This is a genomic window from Sedimentisphaera salicampi, from assembly GCF_002117005.1.
In the GTDB taxonomy this organism is placed as follows: Bacteria; Planctomycetota; Phycisphaerae; order Sedimentisphaerales; family Sedimentisphaeraceae; genus Sedimentisphaera; species Sedimentisphaera salicampi.
Genome location: NZ_CP021023.1, coordinates 431,387 through 445,206 on the forward strand (window position 1 = coordinate 431,387; position 13,820 = coordinate 445,206).

A 13,820-nucleotide genomic window follows, 5' to 3' on the forward strand; every position below is an offset into this window, starting at 1 on the left:
TTCCCCTGATGCCATGCAGGGTAAAGCAAGGTTGTTGTCATGGCAGACGGAGATTTAAAATGAAAAAATTTGTTTCACTTATTCTGATCCTGTTAGTCAGCGTTTCATTCGCTGAGCTGGTTGGGTATGAGAGCTTCGATTATCCGGACGGCTCTGATCTGGTAGGGCAGAACGGCGGTATCGGCTGGGACAGAACCCAGACTGGCACAAAATCAACTTGGAAAACCGATTGGGGTACGCTGACAAATGCTGTAGTAAACGGTGGAGTTTACAGCAGTCCCGCTTACGGCGGCAGCGGCGGCGGAGCCTATAGAGACTGGTCCAGCGGGGATATCTGGGCAGGTGCTCAGCAAGCCGGCGGAATCATCTACACCGGCGCAACTATCACCCTTACCGACTACAGCGACTGGGGCGGAATCAGCTTTATGGCCGACACCGGCGGAGAGAAGGTTAAATACGGTCTGCCTTACCAGGAAACTGGCGTAAAATACTGGGGTGTTAGCGTCGAAGGTGATGGCGGCGGCAATGCCTTTTCAAACGTCGAAGTTGAGCTCAATGTTCCTGTCAGAATCGTCGGCGTATGGGATATGGAGACGGAAAATGTTGGCGTTTGGGTTAATCCGGATGCTGAGGACTACTACAACAGCGCTTCAGACAACACTGCCGACGCTTTTATGGACGCCTCCGCCCGTGAAGGCGATTGGATCACAGGCATTAGGATTGCGTGCATGGAAACAGCAGAGTGGGATGATGTGGTAGTTGCCACAACGTTCGAGGAAACATTCACATTTGAGCAAAAGCTTACAAGAGCCAATAATCCTGCGCCTTTTAACGGAGAAACTGGTGTGCTTGTAAATACTGATCTGACTTGGGATTTTGCCCTTTCCTCTCCCGGGCTCAGCGATGTTGACCAGACTGTGGACGAGTACGAGATTTATATGAACACTGTGGAAGGTGACCCTAACTTGTTTTTGGTTGATACTATCGCAAAACCCGCCGGCGGCTGGGATGAAACATCCGGTGCCTATTCTTACACCCCGGCAGAATCACTCGATATGGACAGAATATACAAATGGCGCGTTGATGCTGTTCGAGGTTCAGAGACAACTACAGGGTTCACTTGGCAGTTCCAGACAAAGAAATCTATTCCGGAGATTCTATCCCAAACTGAATACGTGCTTGCTGATATAGGCGAGACAGTATCAATGGAAGTTGAAGTCAGCTCAATTTCGCCGGAAACTTATCAATGGTATAAAGCTGATGCAGCAGGAGAGTTGCAGGAAATCAGCGGAGAAAAATCTTCTGTATTAGAAATAATGGATGTACAGTCGAGCGATGAAACTGAATACGTTTGCAAAGTAGGCAACGATTCCGGCACAGAGGTGTCAAGCGAACCTATCCCGCTATATATTAAGAAAAAGATAGCTTACTGGCCTTTCGATGGCGGAGATTATCAGAGTACTGTAGCAGGAAGTCCGGTCAGTTATCTATTCGGCGATCCTAATTTTGCTCCGGGCTGGAGCGGGCAGGCAATCAATTTTAACGGCCAGGATAATGCCCTTTATACCGATATTGAGGAAGTGGATTACTTCGATCAGTGCAACTATAATATGACAGTAACATTCTGGGCAAAATCTTCTACCCCCTCAGACTGGAACCCGTTTGTAGCGAGGAACGGCGAGAGCAGCGAAGGCTGGCAGGTGAGGAAGTATAACACTGCCGATCAGGGCAGCAAGATCTGCTTTACTACGCGAGGCACAGGCGGCGAAGAAGATGGCACGCCTTCAGAGAGAAATATCTTTGACGGCCAATGGCACTGGGTAGCAGCCACCTTCGACGACGGCATTAAGAAGCTGTATATCGACGGAACTCTCGCTTCAGAAGATACGCTTCCGGGCGGAGTTATAGCTGATACAGACTCTCCTGTGAGCATGGGCGCAAGATTCGAACTCGATGAGGGTGTTGTTGTACCTCAGGAGTTCAGCTTTATGGGAAGCATTCTCGATGAAGTATCAATATACAATTATCCAATAGCTCAAAGCGATATAGCCCAGATGATGGCTGATATGACTGGTGAGCCGGTCTGCCAGTCCGATCCGCAGATGGATTTCGACGGCGACTGCAAAGTAAGCCTTTCTGATTTTGAAGAATTTGCATCTCATTGGCTCATTGATAACAACGTTTATCCAACCGAATAAAATTATTCAGCATTCCCGGCTCACTTGGGCCGGGAATGCATATTTTCTATTCTTCCGCCCTGAACTACGAGCAGGGCGAAAAAATAGGAATTTTAAACAACTGTTAAATTTAAGAGGATTCGAATGAAATTAAGTTTGTTTTTTGTTTTGACTGTTTTAGCAGGCGCTGGTTTTTCAGATGTTATTCTTGAAGAGAACTTTGATTCAGCAGAAATCTCAAAATCGGCAGTCATAAACGGCAGAAATGATTTTTCCGTTTTAAGCGGCAGTCTGGATTACAGCTGGATAAAAGAAACCGGCAGCAGACTTCAACACAAAGGCAATAAGGTTGATGCCGTATGGGATGTTGATATTGAGCCTTACAGAGAAAACAGCAAAACAATTTACGTAAGCTTTTTGCTGAAGAACTTAAATGAGGATGTAAAGAACAGCTTTGCAGGATTAGGTTTCTATAACAATGATACTGAATTGTTTGGTATCGGCAACGATTTCGAGTCGGAATATTTCAAATATTACTCGCCCGGCAGCAGCAATATTATAGGCAAAGCCCCAACACTTGTTGACGGTGAGGTTCATCTTATTGTCGCACGGATAGAGTTTGTTGAGGGGTCAAAGGATAAATTCACAATCTGGCTTGATCCGCTTGTTAGAAGAGATTTAAGCGATCAAAATGAATGGAAGACTGCCAGAGGAGAGTTTGAATTTGACTTCAATCAGCTCAGGTTAAGAGCTGGAAACGAAGGTAACAAGTGGGAATTTGATGAGTTGAAAGTTGCCTCAGACTGGGATTCGCTGTTTAAAATGAACAATTCTCCGGGCGGAAAGGTTTCAAGGGCAATCAAAAACGCCGACCTTCCCGGCATAAGCGAGAAACTCGATAGAGGCGTTAATCGCTTTTATGCAAAGTATGCTGATTTAGAAGAAATACCTTTTTCTTTTGCAGTTTCCAAAGAGTTTAATAATGTTAAACGTTTGAAGAAATCCCCTGATCTTCAGCCTGTATTTTCTAAAGCCAATGGACGCAAGTATGTTTACTTTGACACCCCTTCTCATGATGATTTCTACGGAACTGGCGAGGTTCAAGGGGCATTGAGGAGAAACGGCTGCAGGATCATTCTCTACAACAAAGATAACTATAATTACAATGACCCTGACAACCTTTACCAGTCTCATCCTTGGGTCATGGGTGTTCGTCCTGATGGAACCGCATACGGAATTATTTTTGATACCACATGGAAATCTGAAATTGATTTAAGGGCGGGCATATTGTTTTCCGCTCCTGAGGATGCTGCGGATTTCCCAGTTTACACACTTGAAGCAGAAAGCCCCTCAAGGCTTATGGAGATGTTAGGCGGAATTTCAGGCAAGATGCCTATGCCGCCAAGATGGGCGCTGGGTTATCAGCAGTGCCGCTATTCATATTATCCCGACAGCCGAGTTCGTGAGATAGCCCGCGGCTTCAGGCAGAGACAGATTCCATGCGATGTTATCTGGCTTGATATACATTATATGGACGAATATCGCATTTTCACCTTCGATCCTGAACGTTTCCCCAACCCGAAGGGATTGAATGATTATCTTCATGCCAAGGGATTTAAGAGCGTATGGATGATAGACCCTGCACCGAAATATGAAGAGGGGTACTCTGTTTACGACAGCGGGAGCGAAATTGATGCGTGGGTTAAGAACAAAGATGGTGAAGATTATGTCGGCAAGGTTTGGCCGGGGAAAACCGTCTTTCCTGATTATACTATTCCGCGGGTTAGAAAATGGTGGGCAGGTCTTTATCAGGATTTCCTTGATGAAGGAATTGACGGCGTATGGAATGACATGAACGAGCCTGCCGTTTTTGAAGAGCCGGAGAAAACTATGCCCTCTGACAATCTGCACAGAGGCGGTGGCAAATTAAAGCAGGGCAAGCACATACAGTATCACAACGTTTACGGCTATTTGATGATCAAGGCTACAAGAGAGGGAATGCTGCAGTACGCCCCTGACAAGAGGCCGTTTGTATTATCTCGGGCGAATTTCCTCGGTGGTCAAAAGTATGGCGCTACTTGGACAGGCGACAACGGATCCACATGGGCTCATTTAGAGCAGTCTATTCCGATGTCTCTCAATCTTTCTCTTTCAGGACAGCCTTTTAACGGCCCTGATATTGGCGGTTTTGTAGGTGATGCCTCGCCTCAGCTTTTTGCGCATTGGATGAGTGTGGGTGCATATTATCCATTCAGCAGGGCACATACAATGGTTGGTTCAAAAGATCATGAACCGTGGTCTTTCGGAGAAGAAACTCTTAAAGCCTCCAGAAGCGCTCTTAATAAGCGTTACAGGCTTATGCCTTATCTTTACACGCTCTTTTGGAACTCTCACAAAAACGGAAATGCCGTGATGAAGCCCGTTTTCTTTGCCGACCCGGCTGATAAATCCCTCAGAGACGAAGACCAGGCCTTTATGCTGGGTGATAATCTCCTTGTTGTTCCAAAGTGGGCGGAAGATGTTAATTTGCCTGAGGGCATCTTCAGAAATCTTCAAATCGGCCAAAACGAGCGATGGGATAAGTATCAGTGTAAACTTCTTCAGAAGGGCGGAAGCATTATTCCTGTAGGCGAAAAGGTTCAGTCAACTGAAGAGCTTGGCTTGCTTAATCCGCTTACGCTTTCTATTGTGCTCGATGAAAATGGAATGGCATCAGGAAGGCTTTATGAAGACAGCGGCAACGGATACGAATTCAAAGAAGACAAATTCATTGTCTCCAACTTCAAAGCTCAAAGAACTGAAGGCGGAATAAAGGTAACCTGCGAAAAGCAGAATGGTGAATTCGCTTACGATAAACGGTTTGTAAAGATTGCATGGATCACCAAAGACGGAATAAGCTTCGGTTACGGGGATATATGCAAATCAGTTGAAGTTATGAAAACAGATAACTTCGAATATATCAAATAATATGGCTGTAATACAGAAAGGTTTTATTATGGCAAATAAAATTAAAGCCAATCAGCATGCCTTCACCCTGATAGAGCTGCTGGTAGTAATATCAATAATTGCCATCCTCATGGCTGTTTTGATACCTTCACTGAGTAAGGCGAGAAGGGCGGCAAAAAATATACTCTGTAAAAACAACTTGAAGCAGTACGGCATTTCAGGGAATATGTACGTAAACGATAATGATTATAAATTCCCCAATGCATGGAACTGCATATTCAAGCCCGATCTTGCAGGCGGAGATATTAACTGTCAGTGGCATGATGCTGAGAGGAACCCTGTAAACGACGATTATGAACATCTAAGAGGTTCTCTGTTCCCTTATCTGGGAGATAATACTGAGATTAACCTCTGTCCTGTGTTTGATTCTTTTGCTAAAAGATACGGTTCAGAACACCCTTATCATAATCCTGAGATTGAAATTGAGCCCCAGTACAGCTACAGTATGAACGCATTCCTTTCTCCAAACTCCAACAACTATACTGACGGCCAGCCGCTGAAGTATGATGCTGTAAAAAGGGCGGGGAATACTTTCTTCTTTTCAGAAGAGAATATGTGGCTTCGAGAAGAGGAAGGCGTTCGGAAAAATACCGCTGCTTTGAACGACAATGCTTTATGTGCAAGATTTAGAAACAATTTTGTTGAGACCAATCTTCCGAAGGACTACGACGGGCAGTTTGATGATCTTTTCGGCAGCTTTCATAAAACTGAATTAAGCGTACAGGAAAGAGGGGAAGGCGTTGCTAATGCGGTCTTTGTAGATGGCCATGTTGGTGAAGTTCGCTGGCAGGATACATACAGACTGGCATTAGTAAAAAGATAGCATCATCAGCTGAAAATTATACATTGAATATTTGCAGGAAGATATGGACACTGATACTAAAGACCTCTTTATTGGGATAGACTTGGGCGGAACATTCGTCAAGATAGGGTGCTTTAATGAAAGCATGGAGATGCTTTCAAAGATTTCCGTACCAACTGACGATCAACATCCCAAAGTTACTCTCAATTCTGTAGTGAATGCTCTTGCAAGTCTAGTAAGGCAGGCAGGGCTGCAGTTAGAAAACATAAAGGCTGCCGGAATAGGCTGCCCAGGTGTGTTAGATACGAAAAAGGGGGTTATAATTACCTCACCGAATCTGCCGATGTATAAGGGGTTTGCGATAAGCAGATTCGTTTCTGAAAAGATCCATGCACCTTGCGTTCTCGAGAATGATGCAAATGTTGCAGGCTGGGGAGAGTATGTGCTTGGAGCAGCAGAAGACGTGGATGATATGGTTCTTTTAACCCTCGGCACAGGAATTGGCGGTGCGGTGATAACCGACGGCAAACTTATTCACAGTGCAGGAAACAGCGCAGCGGAGCTCGGCCATATCATAATCTTTCCTGAGGGCAGGGAGTGCGGCTGCACTCAAAGAGGCTGCGCTGAAACCTACGCTTCCGCTACGGCAACTGCCAAGAGAGCAAATGAGATGCTCGAAGAAGGAGCAGTATCATCACTTCAGAACATATTTATCGAAAGAGGCGAAGTTAGCTGCAAAGAGGTTTACGAACACGCCGCACAAGGTGATAAATTTGCTTATGAAATTACAGAACTGACGGCGAAAGTTATAGGTCTTCTCTGCGTTGACATCTTCTCATACTCAAACCCTGATAAGATTGTTTTCTCAGGCGGAATGATTGCCGCCGGACAAACATTGCTGGATAGAATAAGCTTTTATTTCAATAAATTCATCCGCAAAGATATCAATGTAAAGATAGAGTTTTGTTTCGCAAATCTCAGAGAGGATTCCGGGATTATAGGAAGCGCTGCCCTTGCCAGAGATACGTTCTGCTTAGTTTAAAAAAGGATTTATCGTATTATGAATAAAATTGTTGTTATTATCTTAGCTGCCTCTTTTTGCCGTGCAGGATACTATACTGCAAACTCCTATTCAGATGCAAGGGGTAAGGTCGCTGCCGAAGTTACAGAGACAAACGGCCAAAGAGAGTTTAACTTATCAACATCACTTAGCCTTAGAGACGGCAAAAACAGCAAGCTGAATTTTACAGAAAAAGCCTGGCCAAAACTACATTCAGGGTCGAAGCTTTTTGATGCTCTTTTGGCTATGGCTTATTATGAGGCTGAGTTAAACTCTGTTTCAAGTATCTCAGATAATAGTTTTAATTACAGCAGCAAATTGCAAAAGCCCTACTTCCAGACTGGCGAAAAATGGAAGTATGTCTGGACAAGAGACCTTGCATATTCAATCGAACTCTCTTTGGCAGGTTTTGACCGCCAGAGATGCATCAATTCGCTTCTATTTAAGACAAGCCGATTTAAGCAAGGCGTCAAAGGCGGTTTTAAGCCTCAGATTATTCAGGACACCGGTTCAGGCGGGAGCTGGCCTGTTTCTACCGACAGGGTGGTTTGGGCGTTAGCCGCTGAGGAGCTTGCAAATAATTTGAACGGAATTCTCCGCGAGGATTTTTTGGATGAGTGCTGGCCGATTATTAAGGCAACAGTTGAGCAGGACAGGAAAATTATATACGACGAATCTTCAGGACTTTATGCGGGGGAACAGTCGTTTCTGGATTGGCGTGAACAGACCTATCCCTATCGCACAAGAGATAACGTTACACTTATCGCGCAGTCCAAATCGCTCTCCACAAACGTGCTGCATTACAATGTCCTGAAGTTTGCTGCAAAGCTGGCAGAAAGGAATGATTCGCCTCTCCAGAAGAAGTATTCTGATTGGTCAGAATCGCTGAGAAAAAGGATAAATGAAAAATTCTACCTCAAAGATAAGGAGCATTACAGCTCGCTTATAATTGAGGGTGATATGACCTTTAAAACATGCCGCAGGGATCTGCTGGGCGAATCTTTAGCGGTCCTCTGCGGCGTGGCTGATGAGAAAATCGCTGAAAAAATTGTTGAGAATTATCCCACAGGCAAATTCGGGCCACCGGTGGTTTGGCCGCAGGATAAGAGAGTGGCGATATATCACAATCACGGGATCTGGCCTTTTGTAACTGCATACAGATTGAAGGCTGCAAAAATAGCACAAAATTCAAAGGCAGTGAATCAGGCAGTTCATTCGCTGGTTTCGCAGGCAGCGCTCAATTTGTCAAATATGGAGAACTACGACTTTGCTTCCGGCCTTGCCTATGCAGAGTCTAACGGAATAAAAGGCCCTGTTATCAATTCGAGAAGACAGCTATGGTCTGTCGCCGGCTATATCGGTATGGTGCAGGATGTTATATTCGGATTTGAGCCCGGCTTTCGATCGCTGAAGATTAATCCTTGCGTAACAGGCTGGATACACAGTAATCTCTTTAGAGCCAGTAATAAGGTTCAGCTCAAAGGTCTTGAATACCATGGCAGGGTTATTAATATCACCCTCCATCTCCCTGATAAACCATCTTCCGGCAGCTGGTATTCGGTGGACGAGATAAAACTGAATTCCCAAAAACTTAACTCCTCTCGGGTACTTGAAAGCCAGCTTGCAAAGATTAACAATTTTGACATTAAACTTCTGCCTGAGCAGTCTTTAAAGGACAAAATCAATAATATCAAGAATCTTTCCGGCAGCGTGATATTCGCTCCCCAAACCCCAAAAAAAGTTGCTGTTGAAAGCAAATTTGGACTTGTAAATTTGAAATGGCAGGGGCCTCAGAATCCAAATATATACTACAAAGTTTACAGAAACGGAGAGCTCGCAGCAGACCGAATCCGCGGCAACAGCTGGTTGGATGATCATTCTTCCGGTTTCAGATATACCCCCTATTACTATTCGGTATGCAGCGTTTATGACGACAGCGGGAACACATCACATATAAGCAGGATATTACCTGCTGGAGATTATTCTGTTAATGTTGAAGCTTCGGAGATGAAAAATACTGGCGGCAATCTTGTAAACGGCCATCATTTCGAAAACTGGGGCAAACCTGAGCACAAGATTGAGTGCGAATTTACTGCCGAATATTCCGGCACACACCGGATTTGTGCAGAATACTCTAACGGGTCATTCCAAATTTATTCCGGCATTACATGTGCTGTGAAAAATATTAAGGTGGTTGAAAAAGATTCTGATTCAGAAAAAGCTGACGAATACCTCATTATGCCGCATACCGAAGATTATGACAGCCATAAATCCGGCTGGGATGTTTACAGAGATTCCACTTTCGTATATGCTGAACTCGAAAAAGGCAAAACTTATAAAGTTCTGATAAGTGAGGATGATTATTCACGTAACATGAGCTATTTTGAACATTATTCACCCTACAAATATTCAGGCGGAGGGGATGAACCATATAATTACACCAACATTTCTCAGTTGAAAGTTCTGCCTTGCGGGGAATAACTATGCGCATCAGCTTATTGATGCTTATTTTCACAATCGCTTATACCTCAGGCGAATCGGCAGGGAAGAACTGGTGGGAGGGAGCAGTGTTTTACGAGGTTTTTGTAAGGAGTTTTTACGATTCCGATGCCGACGGTATCGGGGATATAAAAGGGCTTACTGAAAAACTAAATTATCTCAATGACGGCAAACCTGAAACTAAAGGAGATTTAGGGATTGATGCGCTCTGGCTTATGCCGATTATGCCCTCTCCGAGTTATCATGGATATGATGTTACCGATTACCGAAACATAAACCCAGATTACGGGAACCTGCCGGATTTCCGCAGATTTCTCAAGGAGGCTCACAGTCGCGGCATAAAGGTTATAATTGATTTTGTGCCCAACCACACCTCAAATAAACATCCGTGGTTTAAAAAATCATTGAAAGCCAATCAAAACGCCCAAAACGCCTTCAGAAATTTTTACATCTGGCAGAATGACAATGAAGTTGGAGCAAACTGGCATAAAACTCCTTCCGGCAGCTATTACGGCTTTTTCAGCCCTGTTATGCCGGACTTGAATTATAAAAACAGGGATGTAAGAAAGCAGATTGAAAAGGCAGGGAAATTTTGGATTGAAGATGTTGGTGTAGATGGATTTCGGCTTGATGCTGTTAAATATTTGGTTGAGAATGGCGAGAATATTCAAAACACTAACGGGACTTTGAGAGTGCTGAAAAATCTAAGAAAGGCATGGAAGGGGCTTTCCGAAGATGTTTTTATTATAGGGGAGATATGGGATAATGCTGAAGTTATCCGTGAATATACGATTAAGGACTGCGTTGATATGGGGTTTGAGTTTCCGTTTGCATGGACGTTAATCGAAGGTATTAAAGACTGCCGACCTGACAAAATTGCCCAAAAACTCGAGCGGGCTTGTATTTGCTATCCTGATATGCGTTTTGCGCCGTTTCTTTCAAACCACGACCAGAACAGAATCTTTTCCCAGATAGGCAAAGATGAGGCAAAAATGAAACTTGCCGCTGCTGTTTTGCTTACCTCTCCGGGAACACCATTTTTGTATTATGGCGAAGAGATTGGTATGGCCGGCACTAAACCCGACCCTGAAATAAGAAAGCCCATGCAATGGTCTGCGGGTAAAAACGCAGGTTTCAGCAAAGCTCAGCCGTGGCAGAAACCAAACGAAAACTTCAGACAGTTCAATGTGCAGAGTATGGAGTTTCAAGAGCAGTCTTTGCTGAACTGGTACAAGAAACTAATAAGGCTAAGAAGCCGCAATAAAGCCTTAAGCAGGGGAGATTTTACTCTCCTAGAAGCAGGTTGTGATTCGATATTAGCTTTTCAAAGGAGCTGCAAAGGCGAGATAATCGCAGTGGTACATAACTTTTCTGAAGAGAATGCTGATGTTGATGATCTGATGATCAAAGCTTATGAAACAAACACAGATCTTCGTTTAGAACGCCTTATAGGAAGCCGGCTTGATGCCAAAGAGAGCTCATTAACCATTACCGGCACAGCCAAACCCTGTTCTACAGAAATCTTCAGGATAACTGCCGATTAGCAATTTTCGAAATCTATTCGAGCCAGAATCCTGCCAGAAAAACTGCATCCTGCACGCTCACGGTTCCATCCTGATTGAGGTCTGAACTGCTGCACCACGAATTTGCAGGGGAGCAGTTTTCATTGAGCCATTTGGAGGCAAATACTGCAAAGTCCTTGAGATCGATCTGTTCGTCAAAATTCAGGTTTCCCTTGATTGGTATCTCTATCAATTCAGTTGCATCAATATTTCCGTCGGAATCCCCTGAGGGTATCTGGGCGATTAATGCACCACCATCCTGAGTTTGATAAGCAGCGAATGCTGCATATATTTTATCAGGCATATCGCCGAAAGCTTCCGACCAGCTGACCACCGCTTCTGCAATATCTCCGGAGGCGGTTTCACCGCTTGCTTCGAACCAGCCTGTCCAGCCGTTGGTAGATTCGCAGCCTGCATAAGCCTCCCAACGGCTTACATTTCCTGATTTGGCCCAAGGAGCAGCAGCAGGCGGATTTGCCTGTTTTGAGATAAATATAAAATGATCATTCTGAGCGGCCGGCGGGCAGGCCAGGTATAATTTCTCGCTGTTCCAATACGCAAAGAGCTGATTGTCCTGATTTTCGCCGATTTTCGCAGCTTTCTCATCTAACAAACCATCCATCTTGAAAGCCCCATCTTCGCCTCCCCCTGTTGTTCCGCCTGTATCAACGTACGTATGAAGAATTGGTGATCTCTCAACGAGGCCTTTATTGTCCTCTGCCTCAATGTAGTAATCAACGAGTACGCCTCCTTCCGCCACAATCTCAGGCTCTAAAACGTGAATGTAGTACTGGTCGGCAATTACAAGAGGCATCTCGAAAAAATCAATCTCCGGATCATTAAAAAAGTTCTCAGGGGGGAAAGTACGTTTTGTCATAGTGCGGCTCCGCCATGCTCCAACCTCGCTGCCCCCTTGAAATGTTTCGTTCTGATTTGAAGAGAGCGGATTCTTTCCGTCCCTATCAAGCCTGTAATTAAACGTTACTTCCTTCATTCCAGAAACATCGCTGACGAATGTCCAAATCCAGAAATCCCTTGAATGCTGAACTTCCTGATAGTCCCAAAGCGGGCCGAAACCTTTTCCGCCTGGATTATGCGGAAGCTGCTGAGGAATCCAGATTGTTGGAGGAGTTTGATCCTGAGACCTGTCCTGAATAGCAAGCTCAGCTTTTTCAACTGCATTGTTGCAAGCGATAGTTGGTTTAACCTCCATATCAAGAGCAGAGCCGTAATACATATATCCGCTCGTAAGCGCGGGCAGGAAAAAATGCCATGCCAGCTCAGAGTTTGTTGCAGAAGCATCTGGAGATTGTATCTGCTCGATCCTTGCGCTGCCTTCAATCTGCTCAGCAGTTTCAACATAATTTTGGGCTGCTGTTATAACTGCCCAGTTTCGCTCGTCTTCAGCCCAGCCGCCGGAGATGTCGAATTTCCCCGCCTGATTAACCAGCGGCCAATTCCAGTTTATAAAATCAGGAGAGCCGAAATCTCCATCGGCGTTTACCCAGGAACCATCTTCCACATGAACCACATCATCTTCATCCACCGGATTTTCGGCTAAATACTGCTCTACAACGCTCGGCTTATAGCCAGAATTTGAAGCTGCCTGAGAAAACTGGGGAACGCTCTGCATATAATACGAAAAACCGCCGCCGAAGGCATTATCTCCATCGTGTGCTAGCACTACAAGAATAGGTTCTTCCGTGCTTGATGCCCACGAGATCTGGTCTATATCTTCCGTGCCGTAATGCTGATATCCGTCTGTCCAGCTCATTGCCTGAGCTACAGGCACAACAGTTATCTTATATTCCTGACCTGTTTCTGGATCAACGTATTTCGCCTTATGGGGCTGATATGAAAAAGGATATGCGTTTGTAGGTGTGCAGCCTCTGTCTATACTTTTGCTGAACCAGTTAGACTGAGGCGGATTCTGAATATCTGCCTTGTTCGGGGGCGTGCAGTTTTCTCCGCCGCTGCCTAAGGTAAGCGGAAAATTCTCGCAAGCCCTTGAGATATGATTATTAGCCACAAACACCCATTCTATACCTTCCTGAACCAATACGGGAATCATTCTCTCGCTGAAAGAAAGCTCAGCGGGGAAAAACCCCTTTGAGACTCCGCTGCCCCAAACTTCAGGATAAAGCTCTTTGTATATTTGAATCTCTTTTTTCAGGGCTTGGGGGTCTATAAGCGGGCCGAGGGCGTGGTGATAGGTAAATAAAACAATATCCAGCTTTCTTTTCCCGCCGGAAGTGAGCCAGTTTCTGGCTTCTCTGTTGCTGTTTTCCCAGCCCGAATAATAGCCGAGTGAGCCGTCTTCTGCAAAACTCATCACGTTTTCAACAAGGCAGCCTGAATATGAAATTTGGGCGCCTGCATCAGGAAACCCCATACTCTCTATTGCGTCTTTTATTCGATACTGATAAACTGCCACTCTGTCGTCTTTCCCAAAAATGCTTCTCAGATTATTTTCCGGGTGGGGCGATGAGCTTGTCATACTCTCATAGCCTTTCTGGTAAGTGCTGCTGTTGTAGCTGCTCAGCTCAGGCCAGTATATCGGCTGCTGGAGATGCCAGTGGTATGTGGTGTAAACCTGCGATAAAAGCTCTCCGCCTGCTGAAAAGATAATAAAAAGCGAAGTAAATATCAGTGAGCTAATCTGCCTTTCTAAATGCATTATAAGACACTCTTTGAATTTTGATTGGTATAATTGA

General features: G+C 44.9%; 7 protein-coding genes. 6 read left to right on the forward strand and 1 reads right to left on the reverse strand.

Annotated features, from left to right (window positions below; all coding sequences use genetic code 11):
• Window positions 1-59: 59 nt before the first annotated feature.
• The 6 genes from STSP1_RS01635 (at window position 60) to STSP1_RS01660 (ending at window position 11,088) form a co-directional block, all read left to right on the forward strand.
• Window positions 60-2,198, forward strand: coding sequence for a LamG-like jellyroll fold domain-containing protein (locus tag STSP1_RS01635; RefSeq protein WP_161491555.1), 2,139 nt, complete (start codon window positions 60-62; stop codon window positions 2,196-2,198).
• 123 nt (window positions 2,199-2,321) lie between these two features.
• Entirely contained in the window at window positions 2,322-5,144 is a 2,823-nt protein-coding gene (locus tag STSP1_RS01640) for a TIM-barrel domain-containing protein (protein ID WP_118158559.1), read from the forward strand.
• Between the two features lie 28 nt (window positions 5,145-5,172).
• Window positions 5,173-6,006: a type II secretion system protein gene (locus STSP1_RS01645; protein WP_094759146.1), complete on the forward strand. Its 834-nt coding sequence runs from the start codon at window positions 5,173-5,175 to the stop codon at window positions 6,004-6,006.
• A gap of 43 nt (window positions 6,007-6,049) precedes the next feature.
• Entirely contained in the window at window positions 6,050-7,027 is a 978-nt protein-coding gene (locus STSP1_RS01650; protein WP_085754682.1) for an ROK family protein, read from the forward strand.
• Between the two features lie 18 nt (window positions 7,028-7,045).
• On the forward strand, window positions 7,046-9,526 hold the full coding sequence (locus tag STSP1_RS01655) for an amylo-alpha-1,6-glucosidase (RefSeq protein ID WP_085754683.1): 2,481 nt from the start codon (window positions 7,046-7,048) through the stop codon (window positions 9,524-9,526).
• Window positions 9,527-9,528: 2 nt separating this feature from the next.
• Window positions 9,529-11,088, forward strand: coding sequence for an alpha-amylase family glycosyl hydrolase (locus STSP1_RS01660; RefSeq protein WP_085754684.1), 1,560 nt, complete (start codon window positions 9,529-9,531; stop codon window positions 11,086-11,088).
• Between the two features lie 13 nt (window positions 11,089-11,101).
• Here the strand turns inward: STSP1_RS01660 and STSP1_RS01665 are convergent, their stop codons facing one another.
• Window positions 11,102-13,783, reverse strand: coding sequence for a hypothetical protein (locus tag STSP1_RS01665; RefSeq protein WP_085754685.1), 2,682 nt, complete (start codon window positions 13,781-13,783; stop codon window positions 11,102-11,104).
• Window positions 13,784-13,820: the final 37 nt, after the last annotated feature.